This is a genomic window from Fuerstiella marisgermanici (assembly GCF_001983935.1).
GTDB lineage: Bacteria > Planctomycetota > Planctomycetia > Planctomycetales > Planctomycetaceae > Fuerstiella > Fuerstiella marisgermanici.
Genome location: NZ_CP017641.1, coordinates 8,301,790 through 8,320,848 on the forward strand (window position 1 = coordinate 8,301,790; position 19,059 = coordinate 8,320,848).

Here is a 19,059-nt window from a genome sequence, read left to right on the forward strand (position 1 = left end):
TGTGCCGAACATCGCTTTTGGGGAATCAGAGTGAGCAAACGGCCGCCAATTCTCGAACGTTGGATCGAAGCTGTCAGCGAGAATCCAATAAGCTGAACACCACAATCCCGTGGTCAGAGAGCTGTGATTTTGGCAGGAAAAGCAGGCCCGATCCGGATACCAGGTTCATTACGGTTTCGGTGACCAAAACCTCTGAGAATGCTGCGGTTTTCGACAACTCACCTGCCGTTTCGACAGCCGTTCCCTCAAGCGTCTGCTGGCCGATGTCACACATCCCCGTTTCGACTCCACAGCAAATGCTCATGTCTAATCGGTTGGCGAGTTCAACAATGGCGTTCGCCGCGCGAACGGCTCGGGCGGGGCCATCGAACGTCAAAATCGAAGCACGCTCGGCAATCGTCAGGTTCTCACCACGGAACAAATCTCGCTGATGCCGAAGCAGTGCACGGAAACGATCCTGCTCGACTTCTGAATCGGCTTCGCTGCGAATGTACAAGACCGTGGCTAACACCTTATCTTCGGCGGGAGCTTGTCGCATGCCTGTTAGAAATTCTTCGATGTGGTCCAACATGGTCTGTGAGTCGCCGACAAACGGCAGGTGATCGTCACCCGGAAGCTCCACGAACTTCGCTCCGGGAATTAAGTCCGCCATGTAGCGGCCTTCTTCTACTCTCAGACAGCGATCTCCTGACCTGTGAAGAACAAGAGTGGGCACTTGAATTGTGGGCAGAATCGGACGGATATCGATTTGGGCGTTCATTCGAGTCAGCGCCACCGCTGCGCCCGGGCTGGCTCCCATCCGTAGGTAAGTGGCCCACCACTTGCGGAATTCCTGATCGTTGGCTTTGCTGGGTGCGCGGTCTTCAATGCCAAGGGGGCCGCCCCAGTTGCTCGCGATTTCCTCGAAAAACAGATCCCGCTGTTCTGCGGTTGGTCCCCACGGATAGTCTTCCGCCCACAACCTGCGTGCGTAACAACCCATCATCGTGATGGCAATTGCCTTCTGCGGATACGTCGCCGCAAACAGAGCGCACAACGGCCCGCCTTCAGAGACTCCACACAAGACCGCGCGTTCTGATCCGGCAGCGTCCATGACAGCGCGGACATCGTCCATTCGAGTTTCCAGGGTTGGAAGCTTGTCGACCGGAACTCTGTCAGACAGCCCGGTACCTCGTTTGTCGAATAGAATCAATCGTGAGAAAGTAGCCAGCCGCGTAAGGAAAGTTGCGAACGCACGGTCTTTCCAAAACCATTCCAGGTGAGACACCCAGCCCATCACAAAGACCATGTCGATCGGACCGTCTCCGACCGTCTGCCATGCGATGTTGACATCCCCACTGCGCGCATAGCGAATCTCCGGGGCTTCCACGAGTTTGTCTTGCGACGATGGTGCCGTGACGGCAGTTTCCGGGACTCTGTCTGTGACGGCGGCTGTTGCATGTTTTTTCCACGTCGGCAGCGAACGCTTGTTTGCCAGCTCCTCCGCGACATCTTTGCTTGTTGGCCGATCGACAGGATTCTTGCTAAGGCAACGACCGATGAGCTGAATCAGCCACGGAGGGATTTCAGTGTTGCATTCTCCCAGACTCTTGGGAGACCGCGTCAGAATCGCAGCCATCACGTCGCTGGAAGTCTCCCCTACAAACGGTCGTTCCCCTGCCAGCATCAGGAATAGCACCGAACCATAACTGAACACGTCGCTGCTGATATCCGAATCCTGACCGCGCGCCTGCTCGGGTGACATGAAGCTAACCGTTCCGACGATTGAACCGGACTCAGAAATCGCAGTTTCATCGGTGGCAGTCGGGATCGACGAACGAGCCAGACCGAAATCGAGAATCTTAAGCAGGCCGTCATCGCGGATCATCACGTTGTCTGGCTTAAGATCGCGATGCACAATCCCGGCGGCATGAGCGGCGGCTAGCCCCTTTGCCAGTTGCCAGGCATAGTCCAATGCTTCATCCAGACTTAGGCTAAGAACGCGCAGCCGCTCTTTCAATGTGAGCCCCAGCACAAATTCCGTGGCAATAAACGGGGTTCCGTCGGACTCACCGATCTCATAAATCGTCAAAACGTTCGGATGGTTTAAAGAACCAGCAAGTCTTGCTTCACGACGAAAACGCTCCAGCCACTGAACATCGGACGCTCGATCCTGGGTTAGCAGTTTAATTGCAACATCGCGGCCAAGCTTGGGGTCCGTGGCTAGAAACACGATCCCCATCCCGCCTTGACCAATCTGCTCGCTCACTTCGAACCGCCCGATATAGTCACCCGCTGAATGCGAACGCTCACCAGTTAATGGGCGGAGCAGGTCACGCCCAACGTTTGTCGGATCGAGCGAGATCGACTTGTCATCCGGCATGAACTTCCGCCATCCGATGGCAGCAGTCGCCGTCAGGTTTTGCAAACGTTGTTGGCATACAACACAGTGGTTTAAGTGTCGCTCAATGTCGGCCGTTTCAAGTGGCGATTCAAGAAACTCACGGATTGCCGAATCGGGCAGACACCGTTGGAGCTCGGCTGCCATAAAATGATCCAAATAGTTGGTTGGTACCCGTCATTCGTGCGTCCTGGCGTCAAACTAACACTCAATTTGACTTTTCCACAGGATCCTGATCCAGCAATGCAGCCTCTTCGCTCAACATCCTGTCAACTCGCGATTTTGAGACGAAAACCGTCCCCACGGGAATTCCCAGTTGTTCTGCAGCCTCGGCTCCGCTCAGGTCTTCGAACGTCATCAGACGAAATGCTTCGAACGTCGTTTCTTTGACTCGCCCCCGGACACGTTGAATCGCAAGTTCCAGAATCTCGCGATTCGCTTCATCGTCGAGTTGTGAAAGCAGGTCGTCCTTCGCTTCAACCGTATCAAGTTTTGTTAGCAACTGCAGACTGCCCGGCACAGCCACGTTTCGGCTCATCGATCGCAGGTAGTCGGCCCACGCGCGCCACGCAATTGTTTTCAGCCAGCTACGAAACCGGCCTCCGTGGTCATATTCGAACGAACCCATCTGTTTGGCCAGTTGCAAAAGCACGTTCTGCATAACGTCTCTGGCGTCGGCCTCCTGCAGCCCCCACCGTCGGCACCACCCTTCAATGCGAGGACCGTATCTTTGAACAAAGCGGATCCATGCCTGGTGTTGCTGAACGTCATCCTTCAAGGCGCAAAGCAAGCTCAGGCTGGTTACCGAATCTGTTGAAGCGTCACGTCTCGTCATGATCTGATTGTACGCCAGGATCCTGCGTCAACATGCCTTACGGCAAAACATCGGAACACAAATATCAATTTTGCTTCCGAATGCTGAATACCCGCCGCCGTGGCCGGAAATTGTGTGTAAGTAGTCGGTTCAGACGGCGGGCCCGTCACCGGAGCCACCATCGCAGCCACAAAACGCCATTTCAATCCCGACTACCTTTCCGCAACATACAACCGCTCACCTCGCACCGGAACTCACCACGGACGACAACGGCAACTTCGTGTACCGGGGTCTATTCGTCGGAGCCTACACCTTTCAGATTGAAGCCGCCGGTTACGAATCGAACGAACTGCCACTCATTCCTGCAGGAAAGCACAGTTTGAAGATCGTTCTGACAAAGTTGCACTAATAATCCATGTGCTTATCCCCGAGTGGCGTCGAACAACCAACCTTCGGCTTCGGAAACCAATGACGTTTCCTTATGTGTTGCCGATGCTGGCAGAAGCCCCGGTTTTCCGGGGCTTCTGTTTTTGCCTGGCCTGGAGAATGCGTTGCCCAATGGCGGAGAATGCGTATTGGTGTGGGGGACTCGATCGGGATTTGATGCTTGGTCCGAGGCGATTTTCAGGTCGGCTTGATATGGCTCAATCTGTCATGAGAGTTCGGTAGTTGGCACACATTGAGTTGCCTTTCGTTGAGTATCATCAGGTGCAAACCGGACAGAGATTGAGTGATTGTTAGAGTGTGTGAGAACGAGTCGCGGTCGCTTCTCGCCGAGATGTGAATGTCGGCGTTCTGGCGAACGCAGCTACGGCAGATCATTTTCAAGCAGTTGCCCACGATTCCGTCGTTTGGCCGACGCCGCAGCCGAGCCTCCCCGTTGGCGTCGGATCAAACAACCAGGCCGCGCCGCTACCGGCCATTGCGGCGAGCGGCCAGTTCATCGAAGGGTGCCGACATCGAGTTGGTATTCGAGTTGTAAGATCCCTTTGCGGTTTGACGACCGATCGACTTGTAGAAGGCTTCCACGTCCGCAGCGGTATCCATATACTTCACCGTTCCGTCTGGGAAGAACGCGGTCGCACCGCCCCGGAAACCGGCGAACTGGTCCTGCGCTCCGTGCATCGCCCGCATGCGGTCGAGTTTCTTTTTCGAATTGATCACATTGCGGAACTGGGTTTCGTAGACACCGCTGATGTCGCTCACCATGTTTCCGTTGGACGCCCGCAGCGACACATTGCTGCCCATTGATTTTGTGGGAAAGACTCCCATCAAATCGTAGTCGCCGGTCAGCGGTTTCGGCGGCGGACCGCCATGAATGAACTGGCCGGGTTCCACCTTCCAGAAAGCGCCCGTCAGCGGCTGTTCCTCAACTTGGATCTTCCCTCCTTTGACAACCGTGCGCCGGGCGACTCCGTCCACGTCGACCACGTAGTAGCCTTCACGAATTGCAATCTCGAATTCCTGCTTTGTCTTTCCGGTCACCACGCCCGTCACGGAACTCGTGTTGGCTTTGATGCTTAGCGGTTTGGCCGGGCAGCCGCGTTCGATGAGCGGAATGCACTTCACGTTTGTGTTCCGCACAACCGCGATCAGTCGGGTTTCGCTCGCCGCATCCTGCATGGCTTTGAAGTGCGCGGGCGGCATGCCGGTAGCTCTGATGTAGGTCCGCCCGCGAGCGACGCGCGCGGTTGCTCGGCTCAGGAGTTCGCGGGCGCGCTTGACGGTTCGGCCTGTCAATGTCTTTCTGGTGCCGTGTTCCACCGCCCGGCGGCTCAGCGAAGCGACAGTCCTGCTGATCGCGGCTTTGCCAATGCTGGCGACGGCCCCTCCGACAGAAACCGCGTCCAGCAACCAGCAGTCCACGGCTTCCACGTATCCCGCAGAACTGCTCTCTATCACATTCAGAACTTCGCCGTCGATCGCAACCAACACGGTATAAACCATTTCATTGCTGGTGTGCAGCGGCCTCCATCCCTCCATGTCGTTCGTGTCGACGTAGACAGGAATCCCGTCATCCTGCAGCAGCGAAAGATCAGGGACAGCTTTCTCCGGGATAGACAACTGGCTGTTGTAGACGCGGACAACGTGGCCGACGACCATATAGTTGAGGTCCACAACAGGGGTGGCTCGCAGGCGGTCTCGTTGCGGAGTCAGAGTGCTGAACCTCAGTTCCCACGGAGTTGCGTTCGCGACGAAATCCTGATCAGCCTGCTCGATGATCGTGACTGCACGCAGCTTGTCGCCGACGAGTTGCAGGGCTTTGAACTTCGTTTGGTGGCCCTGGTACATCGGCTGCTGTGGCAGTTTCGGCTGCTTCCGCATCCGGTCCATGTGAGCCGTGTGCCGGGCCAGCGGATCAGTGGTCGTTTGCATTCCGGCGACTTCGCGTCGAACACTCCTGATATCCGGGAATGTTCGCTGGGATGGCCGAGGAGAGTTCGGCGTGTGGCAATTGGTTTGGCATTCGTTGCGATGTGCAACTCGTGCGAAGTTAAACAATTCGAATGTTCGATGTTTTCGGGCCTGAAGGTCCATTGATCTGCTCCTGAACTCGGTTCTAGTGGAAATTGATTTCGGCGAATCACCGTGAGTGTCATATGCGACGGCCCACGTTTGACGGCGGGAAGGTTACGGCCAGCGGCTGAGCGAGTCCCTGGCGACTTCTAAGCATTTGCTAAGATCCGTGCCGCTGGCCATTTTTCAGTCAGTGGCACGCAGGCACTCAACGTGCCCCGCGTACGGACCAGCAACGCGGTCGCGATCAGCAGCCTGGCCGTCGACCACGGGTAGGACGATACATCTGTCTTGCAGCGCGGCTCGGTATCGCCGGGCATCATCAGCGTTCGTCGGTCCGCGCGTCGGGATGGCAGTAGCAACTGGCGACCGGTTTCACGTCTGCGCGAGCCCATGCCTTTTGCACCTGCGGAGCCATCGCAACCGATTCGTCAACTTTCCCGGATCGCTCCAGCGCCTGCTGAAGTCCGAGCAGCGACCATGCGTTGTTGGGATGCTGTGTGAGATCTTCTCGGTACACGTCCGCCGCCTCCGAATGCCGACCATCCGCGAGCAGCAATGCTCCCAACGCATGGCGGACGGGCTGCATCCAGCCGGGTGGTTCGTCATAGCTGAGATTCTCTTCCAACTTGACGGCTTTCCGCAGCAGTTCGAATGCCCTGTCGGAGCGACCTTCACGGTAGGCCAGCTCACCCTCCGCCATCATCCGGGCAATTGCAATGACGTCGATCGCGCTGTTGTTGCCCATCAACCACTCGTCCGTTAACTCTGCTGAAACCTCATTCAGTAAGTCGATTTCTTGCTTGGCAGCGTCGGTGTTGCCCAACGCTGAATTGGCCAGAGATCGGGCGAAATGACGTTCGGCGCGACTGAACAACTGCCATTCCTCAGGCTTCCGTTCCGCCAGAATGTCACTCCACTTTCCGAAGCGGATCATCACATGCAGTGCCGTGGGCATGAAGCCGTCGGCGATGACCGCGTTCTCCCGGAGAAATTCGCGTGGCATGGTTCCGGCGATCTTGCGAGCGGCGTTGATGGCCGTTTCGTAGCGCCCTTCCATCATCGCGGCGTAGGCCAGAAAGTGGATGTTGTGCATGAAGTAGATGCTGTAGAACTCAGGCTCCGGTGCGTCCTCGAAATAGGCTTCGTCGGCGGCAATCGCTCGCTCATTTGCGTCTGCCGCATCGGCATACCGCCCCGTCCGAATGTAGATATGAGACGGCATATGAACCAGATGTCCCGATCCAGGTACGAGGTCTTTCAATCGCTCTGCCGCGCCCGTTCCTTTTTGAGGCCACGGCGATGCTTCAATGGCGTGGATATAGAAGTGATTCGCTCCGGGATGATGTGGCGTTATTGCCATCGTCCGTTCCAGAACAGCAACGATTTCCAGTGTTCGTCCCTTGGGAACTGCGTCTCCGGTCCACAGATCCCACGGCTGCAGATTCATCAGTGATTCGGCAAACAGCGCACCGACATCCGCGTCCTTGGGAAACCGGTGCCAGACCGATTCCATTGCATCCGCGTACGCCTGATCAAGCGGCAACCTGTCTTCCGGGACCGGCCATGCGTATCGCTGTCGCACGGCATTGACGAGCGCCCGCTCAATGGCGGATTCGTTATCCAGGGCCGCGACTGCTTTCCCGGCTGCCAGGTTCGCCAGCCGACTTTGCTCTTCGCCCATCATCGGGTTGTTGATGTGCAGCCCTCGAGCATAGGCCGAGCCCCACCAGGCCATTGCACAGGACGGATCGATTTTGGCGGCCTGTTCAAACGAGCGGATCGCTTCGTCGTGATTGAAGCCGTAGAGGAGTTGAATTCCCTGATTGAACCACAGCTGTGCTTCTGTGGAGCTGGTTGTCACCGGACGAGAATATCCTGCGAAGCCTGGATAGAGGTTCACTGGATGAGCTTGTTCGCGAGCGGGCGGCTGTTCAGTAACAACGCCGGTGATTTTTTCAGCAGACAATGAAACCAGCGTCGCTGTGACGCCAGCCGCAACGAAGCCGAAGAGTGCTGGTCGGGGCATGGATATTTCTTTCGCAATAATTATTGATAACCTGAACGGTGTCGTCGTCGGCTCCGCCTTCAATCAGGTCGTTGCGGTCACCGTTTCGCGCTGAACCTCCAATCTCCGGGAAACGCCTGACCCAATCCTTGCTCAGGCCAGGTAACGAGTGACCTGCAAATCCCTGATGATCCTGCTGGCGTCTCTCGATAACGCCGGCGATGCGACATGCGATGAAAGTTGCCAGTAGTACCCGGCAAACGTGATTTGTTGGTTGCGTCCGGTGAGGGCCGCATCGTGTTCGCGGCAATTGAACAATCCGGGTCCGTAACTAAAAGGTCTGCCGGACTTGTTTGCCGCGAACCCCGATGCGCCACCCCATGGACATGGCGGAAGTCGGTGACTGAGCTTCTACAGGCCGAACTCCAGTTCCGCGTCGATCCCGAAATCGCTGCCCAGGCCACCGAATACGATGTCGAATCCATCGCCTCCGTCGAGCACGTCGTCACCGGATTTGCCGAACAGCACGTCGTTGCCGGCGTCACCGGAGATGATGTCGTCTCCCCGTCCGCCGAAGATCACGTCGCGGCCGTCGCCCCCCGAGATCACGTCGTCACCGTCCCTGCCGGAGATGAAGTCGTTACCTTCTTCGCCAAGCAGCGTGTCGTTGCCGCCGCCTCCGATGATCACGTCATTTCCCGAACCGCCGCGGGCGACAAACTGCAGCGCCGCCGTGTTAGCTGCCGATCCGCGAATGACGTCACGCCCGTCCCCGCCATCCACGTCAACTGTTGTCAGGTCCGTGACTCCGTTCAGGTTGCCGACGTTGATGTTGCCGTTGCCGCCCAGTTCGTTGATGTCCAGCGTTTCCGTGCTGCCGATATCCAGAGTGAACGAAATCAGGTTCGTCCGTTGGAAGCGGACCCGGCTGCCGTTGCGATTGACTCGGAAACGGTCGCCCGCTCCGTCGGCTCCGTTGACCTGCACGGTGTCGTTTCCGGCTCCGCCTTCCATCAGGTCGTCATTGTCGCCGTTGTTCCAGATCAGCAGGTCGTCGCCGTCTTCGCCCAGCATGACGTCGTTGCCCTTGTTGCCGATCAGCGTGTCGTTGCCCGCTCCGCCGCGAAGAACGTCGTCGCCGTCACCGCCGATCAGCAGGTCGTTGCCTTCGCCGCCGTCCAGATCGAGGCTGATCAGACCGACCAGTCCAGTCGAGGCAGCGATCACTTCGTCACCACCCTGACCGTTGACATCGAGTTTCTCGGTCGTGCCAATGTCCAGCGTGAACGGAATCAGGTTATTGCGGTCGAACTGCACTCGCGAACCGTTCGGAGTGATGCTGAAGTCGTCGCCCGCTCCGTCAGCTCCATTGACCTGAACGGTGTCGTTGCCGGCTCCGCCTTCCATCAGGTCATCATTGTCGCCGTTGTTCCAGATCAGCAGATCGTCGCCGTCTTCACCAAGCATGACGTCGTTGCCCTTGCCGCCGACGAGTACGTCGTTGCCTTCGCCCCCGCGAAGAACATCGTCGCCGTCACCGCCAATCAGCACGTCGTTACCTTCACCGCCGTCGAGATCCAGTGCGATCAAGCCAACCAAGCCGGTTGCCCCGGCGATCCTGTCGTTGCCGCCCTGACCATTGACGTCCAGGTCTTCAACGGTGCCGACGTCCAGCGTGAACGGAATCAGGTTATTGCGGTTGAACTGCACTCGCGAACCGTTGGGAGCGATGCTGAAGTCGTCGCCCGCTCCGTCGGCTCCGTTGACCTGAACGGTGTCGTTGCCGGCTCCGCCTTCCATCAGGTCGTCGTTGTCGCCGTTGTTCCAGATCAGCAGGTCGTCGCCGTCTTCGCCCAGCATGACGTCGTTGCCTTTGTTGCCGATCAGCGTGTCGTTGCCCGCTCCGCCGCGGAGAACGTCGTCGCCGTCACCGCCGATCAGCAGGTCGTTGCCTTCGCCGCCGTCCAGATCGAGGCTGATCAGACCGACCAGTCCAGTCGAGGCAGCGATCACTTCGTCACCACCCTGACCGTTGACATCGAGTTTCTCGGTCGTGCCAATGTCCAGCGTGAACGGAATCAGGTTGTTGCGGTCGAACTGCACTCGCGAACCGTTCGGCGTGATGCTGAAGTCATCGCCTGCTCCGTCGGCACCGTTGACTTGGACGGTGTCGTTTCCGTCTCCGCCTTCCATCAGGTCGTCATTGTCGCCGTTGTTCCAGATCAGCAGGTCATCGCCGTCTTCGCCCAGCATGACATCGTTGCCTTTGTCGCCAACCAGCGTGTCATCGCCCGCTCCGCCAATCAGCACGTCGTCGCCTTCTCCACCGCGAAGGACGTCGGCCCCGCCACTACCGACCAGCGTGTCATTGCCGTCACCGCCGAGAAGGAAGTCAGCGCCATCACTGCCGATCAGCAGGTCGTTTCCGGCTCCTCCGTCGACTTCGACTCCGGGACCGACCACGGAATTGTCTATCAGGATGACATCGTTTCCGTCGTTACCGTCAACGTCGACCAGATGCGTGTTGGTTAGCGTCGGCACGTCGCCGGAGATCGCCACGCTGCCGCCATTGACCTGCAGATTGCCGTTCGTGTCGGCCGAAACGCCGATGAAATCGCCCTGGCTGTCGCTGGTGACGGCCAGAATTCCGGTCCCGGCATCGAACGCCGCAGCGACCGTTAGCAGAACCCGCGATTCCAGCGATTCGGACTGAATCTGAGAGGTCGGTCGACGGCTCTTACGACGATTCGGACGAAGAAGGTTGTGGTTTGTGAACAGGTTTCGAAAGTTAATGCGACGCATGGGGGTTGCCTTTAGTGCAAGATTGAAACACCATGGTCCGAACCAACATGGTTCGGACCTGCGAACTTAACCGGGAGCCTTCGTGTCCGACGGTGATCCGCCGCCGGACGCAGTCGTTTCGGCCAGTTGTTCGGCCAGAAACTCGTGCATTTCATCCAACTTTTCGAATGACCGATTTCTTCCGGACGCAACATGTTCGATGCGTCCTTCAAAACGGTCAGCCGCCGGGTTCGTTTCCGGCCCGAACTGAATGACAAAAGCTTTTTGGTATTGCTCGCGACTCATGGCAGGAACAATACGAGGCCGTTCTGAGCGAGTCCCAGGCGAGTTCTAATCAATTTCTAAGAAGTGAATTCCGCTGTTGTTTTATGAACCTGCCGCAATTCTCATCGCAAAGCGTTTCTCCATCGCGCGCCGGCATGCGTATATTGCCCCCCCTGCTTCGACCGGTTCGGCACCGGTCAGTTGCGATGACAGTTTCGTGCGGGCCAATTCGCACCAAATCAGCCGCCGAGCGACCGCTCGCGGAACAAAACCCTGCCAGAACCGGACGTTGGTGCGTTTCGGCTGATGGAGCAGACCGTGATTCAATTTGAAGACTTCCGCCTCGACGTTGAAGACGCTCAGCTTCTGCGCGGTGGAAAGCGGGTCGCACTCACACCGAAAGCCTTTGATGTGCTGGCTCGTCTGGCGACGAATGCCGGGCGGCTGATATCGAAAGAAGAGCTGCTGAATTCGCTGTGGGACGATGCTCTGGTTTCGGACGCATCACTCGTGGTCTGCATTCGAGAGATTCGAAAGAGGCTCGGTGACAATGCCAGGTCGCCGCAGTTTATCGAAACCGTTCACCGGCGAGGTTACCGCTTTATTGCGGATGTCAACGAAGCGGGCGGCGCAGAAGTTAAGCAGGACCAGGCTCCTCGTGCGGAAACCTCCGCCAGGGCGAGCGGAGAGCGTCAGCCTGGTGATAGCACGTCCCGCCACGCGACCACCCGCACCCGCGTCTCTTCGATCGTTGGTCGACAGGAAGAATTCGCCGAACTCGATCGAGTCTTCCGAGTGGCCGCATCCGGTCAGCGGCAGACTGTCTTCGTGGCCGGGGAACCGGGAGCCGGCAAGACGGCGTTCATCACAGACTTCATCGTACAGCACACGGACGAAAGTGTTCGCATCGCGGAAGGGCAATGCTTCGAACAGTTCGGCGAAGGTGAACCGTATCTGCCAGTCCTCGAAGCGCTCACACAACTCACGCAGCAGTCCGATGGCGATCGAATCATCGAAGCGATCACGCGGTTTGCGCCGACGTGGCTGACTCAGATGCCGTCGTTGCGAGGCCGGTTGCCGGCAGACGTGGCCGAATCCGACGCATTGGGTTCCAGCGCGACACGAATGCTGAGGGAGATGGCGGAAACGCTGGAAACACTCACCATCGAGACCCCGCTGATTCTGATTTTCGAAGATCTGCACTGGAGCGATTATTCAACGCTCGATCTGATTTCGTACATGGCCCGACGACGCCAACCCGCAAAGCTGCTGATCATCGGAACGTACCGTCCCGTTGAGATCATTCTGCGAAACCACGCGCTGAAGCCGGTCAAGCGAGAGCTGCTCTCGAAGCAGGCGTGTTGCGAAATTCCGTTGGCGTCAATTTCTGTCGAAGCCGTTTCGGAATACCTCACGAAACGCTTCCCGGAAATCGAAACCTCAAACGAGATTGCGGCCAGAATCCACCGTCGAACCGATGGCCATCCACTCTTTGTTGCCGAGTTGATCAGCTATCTCGCGGCGCATGATAAACTGATCCCGACAACTACTGACGTTGCGGACGCACCGCTGCCGGAAAATATCCGAGCGATGATCGACACGCAAATCGATCTGGTCGACGACGAACAACGAAAAATTCTGGAAGCCGGCAGCATCGCCGGCGTGGAATTTTCGGCAGCGGCGATTGCCGACGTGCTTGGTCAGCAGGTGTTGGATATTGAGGACCAACTGGATTCGCTCGCGGAACGACAGCAGTTGCTACAACCTGTTGATGATGGGCATTCTGTTGAAGCACCGTCGGCTCGTTACCGCTTCCGCCACGTGCTGTATCAGGAGGCGTTATACAAACGCTGCGCAGCCGGTCGCCGAATTCGCCTTCATCGTCGGCTGGGGGAAAGGCTTGAACAACGTCATGTTGAGCCTCCGCCTGAACTAGCCGCCCAACTGGCGATTCACTTCGAACGCGGCCATGTGCTCGATCGAGCTATCCATTTTCTTCGAATGGCGGCCGACCGCGCGACGCGCCACTACGCCAATCGCGAAGCCGCAGAATATGTCAGCCGAGCCATCGACCTGATTCGCCGAGATCCGTCACTCGCCGATCTGCGGCTGTCACTTTTTGAACAGCGAGGGCTGATTTATCGTTCCAGCGCAAACATCGCGGCAGCGGCGAAAGACTTCGAAGCGATGGCTCAGGAAGCCAGGCGACGGGGCAAGGTTGCAGAACAGGCAAACGCCCAGTTTTGTCTGGCGAGCGTGTTTTCGTGGGTTGACCGGCAGAAATGTCTCGACGCCGCAGTACGCGCCAACCAGCTTGCCGAACGGTTAGATAGCGGACTTCACCAAAAGCATCTGCGAGGCTGGTGGGCGTACTGGAATCTGCTGTGGGAAGGCTGGACTGAAGGAGATGCCGCCGCTTCCTCCGCCGCAATTTCCGCCGCCCGCAAGCTCAATGATCGGGAAATGCTCTGTCTGCACCTCAGCCGGTCGGGCTGCTTCCATCTTGTCCTGTCGGACTACGACACGGCCTGCCGCGCAACGGAAGAGGCCATGCAACTGGCGACGGAAATCGGCGACGCCTCGGAGTACCTGTTGGCCACCTTCTTCCGGGGGTGGGCGTGTCTGTACGACGGCCGCTGGGAGGAAATGGCTCGGCTGTTGTGGGACGGCCTGCAGATCGCCGAAACCAACGGGCACGACCGCTACGCGCTGCTGCTGCGGCTGCAAATGGCTCAGTTGTGCAACGAAGCCGGTGACTTCGACCACGCCGCAGAACTTGCCGAACGTTCGCTGAAGGAATCGCGGGAACTGGATCTCGGTTATGGTCAGTTGGTCAGCCCAATTCTGCTGGGAGTTGCGTATCTCGGCCAGGACAGGGCGGGCGAAGCGCTTGAACTGCTCGAACAGATTGTCCAACGGCTGGACAACGAACGTCTGCTCATGGACTGGATCTGGAAAATGCCGCTGCGCTACGCGACGGCTCGGTGCCATTTCAAGCTCGGAAATCTGGACGCCGTGCGCGACTACGCGGCGAAGCTTCGTCTGGCCGCATCGTTCCCGCGCGGCCAGACTCATGAAGCCCTGTCGCATCAACTATTGGCAGATGCTTCTCTGCGCCAAGGCGACTCAAAAGCAGCGCGGGCAGAGATCACTCGGGCGCTAAATATCGTCCAGACGACACGTCTGCCCCTGGCGGAATGGCGAATTCTACAAACTGCAGCAACTGCATTCGCAGATTCAGATCCCGAACGTTCGCAAGAGTGCGAACTCCAAAGCCAAAATGCCTTTTCTGGTCTCGTACAGGGCCTCAACGCAACATTCCCCAGCCTGCGACCGCCCGGCAATCGGTCGATCGAGAGATAGACTTTGCGCTCCACTCGTGAGTTTGCCGCGAGCGAACATCCAACGCAAACTGTATTGCAACAGGTCGTCATATTGATGGCAATCACCTCAGGCGTGGTAACTCATGAGGGCGCAACATTGGTCGCGAACTTTTTGGCGACATCGGACGGTTCGTCCTTACGCACGAACGACGATCGCCGTTGAACCTAGATTCGACGGAAATGCGGAGTCGAAATGACGACACCCACATTGTGCCTGAGCAGATTTGCAGACTGTTCTTTTAACCTCGGTTATGAAACATTGACGCAAACTAGCACGGTCCTGAACCGGCTGAGGTTTGTGCAGCTACTGCGTTTTCTCACGCTGCCGGTCTAACGCGGTTGTTCGAACTACTGCGGTTTTTGGTGCTCTTGATGCGACAAATTTTGCCGGGGACGTTCACTGCTGATCCGCGGGTTGTGCAAGTCGCTCGCTATGCGCCGCAGGCCGATCTGCACAGAATTAGTTGGCAACCTTTCCTTTGCGTGGGGTGTGCTGCGATGGTCAATCCAGCTATTATCGTATTCGCGCCCAAACTTGAATTTTGGCGGGGGAATAATGGAATCGGAAAGCAGATCGACAGGTTCGTTACTGGAAACGCTCTACACCGAGCTGCGGGAAATGGCGGCGGCTAAGATGCTTCGAGAGCGTCCTGGGCATTCGCTGCAGACCACGGCTCTGGTGCATGAAGTGTACTTAAAACTCAATCAAGAGCGATTGGCCGACGGCTGGGCCTCGCGGTCGCTCTTCTTGCGAGCCGCTGCCGATGCAATGCGGCGGATTCTGGTGGATCATGCCCGGGCAAGACTTAGCTTGAAATGAGGTGGTGATCGCCAGCAGCAGGAAGCCTTCGATGTGGCTATCGCGTTACCAATGCCGCCAGAGGATTTACTGGCTGTCCACGAAAGCCTCGACATGCTTGCCGAAGAAGACCCGGTCAAAGCGGAATTGGTCAAACTACGCGTTTTTGGCGGCCTCAATCACATCGAAGCGGCTCAGGCGTTGGATCTTCCGAAATCAACCGCCGATCGCTACTGGGCGTTCGCGAAAGCGCGACTTATGGCCCTGATGGCCCCCGATTGATTCTAAGAAGCCGACAGAAAAAATAGTTTCCAGCTAGTGAGGCGGATTCGTAGCCGTTTACGCCGGTACTGATGGACCGGTTTTCTCCACCGCCTATCACGCGCAGCACTGGCAGTGACATGAATCAGCATTTGAAGAATCTGGAAGACATCTTCTGGCAGGCCAGGAACCTCGATCCCGGTGAGGAACGGCAGGCTTTCATCCGCGACCTAGAAAGCGATGATGCGGAGTTAGCGGCTGAGTTGAAACAGTTGCTTGCTGATTATGCCAAATCGGATCAATTCTTTGGGGGCCTAAACGCGCTGGATGCCCAGGCAGATTTCCTCGCGGAAACCGCTGATTCAGCCGAGCCGACTGGTGATCTTCACGGCAGCCTGTCGAGTCTTCTGTCCGGGAGCAAAGTCGGTCCCTACAAGCTGCTGGAGCCGATTGGCGAGGGTGGCATGGGGCTGGTCTACCTGGCTCAGCAGTCCACGCCGGTTCGACGCAAAGTGGCGTTGAAAATCATCAAGCCGGGGATGGACAGCCGCCAGGTGATCGCCCGCTTTGAGGCGGAACGCCAGGCGCTGGCGATGATGGAGCATCCCAACATCGCCAAGGTACTCGACGCGGGAACGACCGACTCGGGCTTGCCGTATTTCGTTATGGAACTGGTCCGTGGGATCCCCATGACAGACTACTGCGATCGAGCAAAGATGCCGACTCGTGCCCGATTGGAATTGTTTCAGGATGTTTGTTCCGCCATCCAACACGCGCACAACAAGGGCGTGATTCACCGCGACATCAAACCCTCAAATATCCTGGTCACCGAGCAGGATGGAAGACCGCTCGTGAAAGTGATCGATTTTGGTGTCGCCAAAGCGTTGACCGATAACCTGACCGACAAGACGTTGTTCACCGGCATGTTCCAAATGCTGGGTACGCCGCTGTACATGAGCCCTGAGCAAGCGTCGCTTTCTAATGTCGATGTGGATACCCGTAGCGATGTTTATTCGTTGGGAGTGATGCTGTACGAATTGTTGTCCGGTTCGTTGCCAATCGGCCGTGACGAGGTGAAAGACCTCAGCGTTGAGGAATTGCGAAAGCGGATCTGCGACACCGAGCCGCCGCGGCCCAGCAAACGCTTAAGTACGCTGAAGGACGAGCGGGAAACGGTCGCCGAACGCCGTGGTGTCGACATAAAAGCCATCCATCGCTTGATTACGAATGAACTCGACTGGATCGCAATGAAGGCGCTCGAGAAAGATCGCAATCGCAGATATCAATCGGCACGAGAACTAGCGGAAGACATTGGCAGAAACTTGGAGGGAGAGGCGGTCGAGGCGTGTCCACCTTCGGCTAGTTATCGCTTGAGAAAGCTTGTCTCCAAAAACCGAGTGGCTGTTGCAGTCGTCATGACTGTTTTGTTGTCAGCAATTTCGATAGCGGGCGTAAGTGTTTGGCAGACCTACCGTGCTACGCTGGCCGAGAAAAAGGCCACCGATGAATCGGCCAGACTACAAGCCGTTGTCGATTTTTTAGTCGAGGATCTTTTGGGGTCTGCAGATCCAGAACGATCCGGTGGTTCAGACGTCACGGTGTCAGAAGTTATGGCAAATGCACGCGTAACGATCAATGACGCTTTTTCGCAAGATCCAGTTACAGGTGCGACAATGCGCCATACGCTGGCAAGGACGTATTTGCGATTGGGTGAGCACCAAGAAGCTGTTGATTTAGCAAGTGATGCTTCCACGATGTGGAAAGAAACGCGAGGTGATCAGAACGGACGAACGCTTGACTCTCTGAGCATCCTGGGAAAAGCTCTCTTCGCTTCCGGGGACAAGAAATGCATTGATGTGTTGCGAGAAGTCTTCGCTGCTCGTATGCAGATGGAGGGGGCCCAGAGCAGGGAGACACTGATCGCCCACATGAATCTTGCAGTCGCTCTGCTGAGTACCGACGACCGAGACGCGGCTGTAAGCGACTTGAGGGAAATCAGCTCAGATGCGGAGGAGTTATTCGGCAAACACGATTCGCTCACACTGGTAAGCAAATCAAATCTCGTTGAAGGCCTATACCTTCAAACGAAATACTTAGAGGCCAGTAGCCTGCTTTCCCAAATTCTTGCCAGCGTTCGAAACAATACTGATCGGAGAATCGACCTGGATTTGATGCACGTTCTTCGAAGCGTGGCGAAGCTACAAACCAAACTCGGACGATACGCCGAAGCAGAAGCAAATCTTAGAAGGGTAGTAGACGTACAAAGAAGAGTACTATCGTCGAGCCACCCCCAGCTTTATCTTTCGATCCGGCGACTGGCGGAATGCCTAAGCGAACAGCAAATCGGTGGAGAAAAAAAACCGAGTTACTGCAACTCCTGAAAGAATGGGAGGCGATAGCCACCGAACTCTACGGTGAAAACAGCGAAGCTGCCTGGCAGGCAAGGCTGTTTACTATCAACACAGACTGGAAGTCCGGCCCATTTACAAAAGAAGCTCGTGAGACGATTGTCGAGAGATTGACCGATATTCTAGAGCAGCCCGCGCAGGATTTGTCGCCAGGTTCGGGAGTCCGTTGCGAAGCCATGCAACTCAAGGCGTTTGTTCTCAATGACCTGCGGAGACATGATGAAGCCGTATCGCTTCACAGAGAGTTGGTCGCCGAGTTAGAGAAACGCTACCCTGAAAACCACGACCGAATCTTGCACGGACGGCATGACCTGGCATTTGCATTGATGAATGCTGGCAAGGAGGCGGATGCTGAGGACATCCTTCGCAGTGTTGTCGCACAAAGTAAGAACCTGCTTGGTGAAGACCACCCACGGACTTTAAGCGCGCTGAGGCAGCTAGGAAGAGCTTTGTTTCGGCAAAGGAAGTTGACTGAGGCTGCAGAGATTTACGAAGATGCGATCTTGATCCGCAAGAACTCTCCTCTCTACGTTTCGCAACCGATTGATATCCGTGATTATGGCACACTTGGAACTTGTTACGCAGGCACGGAGCAGTTCTCAAAGGCGGAAAAATACCTGCGAGCAGTAGTCGAGAATCCAGGAGTAAAGAAGTCGGCACGGTTTAGCCTAGCCTTAAACAACTACGTCGCATGCCTTCAAAAGCAGCGTAAATTCGATCAAGTGCTCGCGACCATAGAGCAATACTTGACACGAGAATTTTTGCTGGAGATCGAGAAGGTTCTCGATGAGCGTGACATCGAGCATGTCGATGTCTTTCTTCGCAATATGGGAAAGCTACTTTCCAAGGGCGCGTGGGACTTAGCGGTTGGTGAGGGCGTGTCGCCTGAAAGGTGGCTCCTTGCAATAGCTTATGGAGAACTCGCAACAAAGCTTAAGGAAGATCCTGGACATCTCAACAATTATGGCGTCGCTCTCTTCCAAAACGGTGACTACGTCAAAGCGATTGATGTCTTCGAAAAAGCGGACTCCATGATCGAAGGCGGCGACCGCGAGCATCGCATGTTTTTGGCAATGGCTCATTGGCATGTTGGCAATCACAAGGAAGCTCGAAAATTTTATGAACAGGGCTTCTGCTGGCAGGAAGAACAGAATGAGCTCGATGAAGTGCTACAGCGTTTCAGTAAAATGGCAGAGGAGCTGATGGAGTTCGAGCCTGGAGTGAATTCTAAATTATAGGCTGATTGAGCTCGCGGACGTTGCCGGATGTCCGTGATGCGACTGGTTCCCGGTCGGTGCATTTGTTGTGCTTCAAACCGTGGGTCTGCGACGCCACGGCTACCGTATGCGATCCTTCCGGGATCAAAACCGCCGCGCGATCCGATCGTTCCATGTTCGACAACACGCTTTACCCGCTACCCGAG

The 19,059-nt window shown here is 56.6% G+C and carries 9 protein-coding genes and 1 pseudogene; 4 read left to right on the plus strand and 6 right to left on the minus strand.

Annotated features, from left to right (window positions below; genetic code table 11):
• Positions 1-73 precede the first annotated feature (73 nt).
• The 6 genes from Fuma_RS34505 to Fuma_RS31415 all read right to left on the minus strand — a co-directional run bounded on the left by Fuma_RS34505 (position 74) and on the right by Fuma_RS31415 (position 10,806).
• Complete coding sequence (locus tag Fuma_RS34505; RefSeq protein WP_083732463.1) at positions 74-2,527, minus strand: alpha/beta fold hydrolase; 2,454 nt, start codon at positions 2,525-2,527, stop codon at positions 74-76.
• 61 nt (positions 2,528-2,588) lie between these two features.
• On the minus strand, positions 2,589-3,215 hold the full coding sequence (locus Fuma_RS31395; protein WP_077027590.1) for an RNA polymerase sigma factor: 627 nt from the start codon (positions 3,213-3,215) through the stop codon (positions 2,589-2,591).
• An 891-nt stretch (positions 3,216-4,106) separates the two neighbouring features.
• The gene (locus tag Fuma_RS31400; RefSeq protein WP_158521198.1) at positions 4,107-5,570 is read right to left on the minus strand and encodes an anthrax toxin-like adenylyl cyclase domain-containing protein; all 1,464 of its coding nucleotides are present in this window, start codon (positions 5,568-5,570) and stop codon (positions 4,107-4,109) included.
• A 463-nt stretch (positions 5,571-6,033) separates the two neighbouring features.
• The gene (locus tag Fuma_RS31405) at positions 6,034-7,740 is read right to left on the minus strand and encodes a tetratricopeptide repeat protein (RefSeq protein WP_145944482.1); all 1,707 of its coding nucleotides are present in this window, start codon (positions 7,738-7,740) and stop codon (positions 6,034-6,036) included.
• A 390-nt stretch (positions 7,741-8,130) separates the two neighbouring features.
• Positions 8,131-10,521, minus strand: coding sequence for a calcium-binding protein (locus Fuma_RS36535; RefSeq protein ID WP_077027592.1), 2,391 nt, complete (start codon positions 10,519-10,521; stop codon positions 8,131-8,133).
• A 66-nt stretch (positions 10,522-10,587) separates the two neighbouring features.
• Positions 10,588-10,806, minus strand: a complete 219-nt coding sequence (locus tag Fuma_RS31415; protein WP_077027593.1) for a hypothetical protein — start codon at positions 10,804-10,806, stop codon at positions 10,588-10,590.
• Between the two features lie 297 nt (positions 10,807-11,103).
• Here Fuma_RS31415 and Fuma_RS31420 point away from each other — a divergent pair, with 297 nt between their 5' ends.
• From Fuma_RS31420 to Fuma_RS31435, 4 genes and pseudogenes are all read left to right on the plus strand, one after another.
• Positions 11,104-14,148, plus strand: coding sequence for an AAA family ATPase (locus Fuma_RS31420; RefSeq protein ID WP_158521199.1), 3,045 nt, complete (start codon positions 11,104-11,106; stop codon positions 14,146-14,148).
• 576 nt (positions 14,149-14,724) lie between these two features.
• Positions 14,725-15,249: pseudogene (locus Fuma_RS36345) on the plus strand (ECF-type sigma factor).
• 71 nt (positions 15,250-15,320) lie between these two features.
• Positions 15,321-17,609 (plus strand): serine/threonine-protein kinase, encoded by a 2,289-nt coding sequence (locus Fuma_RS31430; protein WP_077027595.1) that lies wholly within the window; start codon positions 15,321-15,323, stop codon positions 17,607-17,609.
• Positions 17,552-18,874: a tetratricopeptide repeat protein gene (locus Fuma_RS31435; RefSeq protein WP_077027596.1), complete on the plus strand. Its 1,323-nt coding sequence runs from the start codon at positions 17,552-17,554 to the stop codon at positions 18,872-18,874. The genes Fuma_RS31430 and Fuma_RS31435 overlap by 58 nt, the downstream gene beginning before the upstream one ends.
• Positions 18,875-19,059: the final 185 nt, after the last annotated feature.

Coding starts and splice junctions, on each gene's coding strand:
- Fuma_RS31405 (WP_145944482.1), bottom strand. CDS start 7,740: ATGCCCCGACCAGCACTCTTCGGCTTCGTTGCGGCTGGCGTCACAGCG.
- Fuma_RS36535 (WP_077027592.1), bottom strand. CDS start 10,521: ATGCGTCGCATTAACTTTCGAAACCTGTTCACAAACCACAACCTTCTT.
- Fuma_RS31400 (WP_158521198.1), bottom strand. CDS start 5,570: ATGCAAACGACCACTGATCCGCTGGCCCGGCACACGGCTCACATGGAC.
- Fuma_RS31435 (WP_077027596.1), top strand. CDS start 17,552: ATGCCTAAGCGAACAGCAAATCGGTGGAGAAAAAAAACCGAGTTACTG.
- Fuma_RS31415 (WP_077027593.1), bottom strand. CDS start 10,806: ATGAGTCGCGAGCAATACCAAAAAGCTTTTGTCATTCAGTTCGGGCCG.
- Fuma_RS34505 (WP_083732463.1), bottom strand. CDS start 2,527: ATGGCAGCCGAGCTCCAACGGTGTCTGCCCGATTCGGCAATCCGTGAG.
- Fuma_RS31430 (WP_077027595.1), top strand. CDS start 15,321: ATGGACCGGTTTTCTCCACCGCCTATCACGCGCAGCACTGGCAGTGAC.
- Fuma_RS31395 (WP_077027590.1), bottom strand. CDS start 3,215: ATGACGAGACGTGACGCTTCAACAGATTCGGTAACCAGCCTGAGCTTG.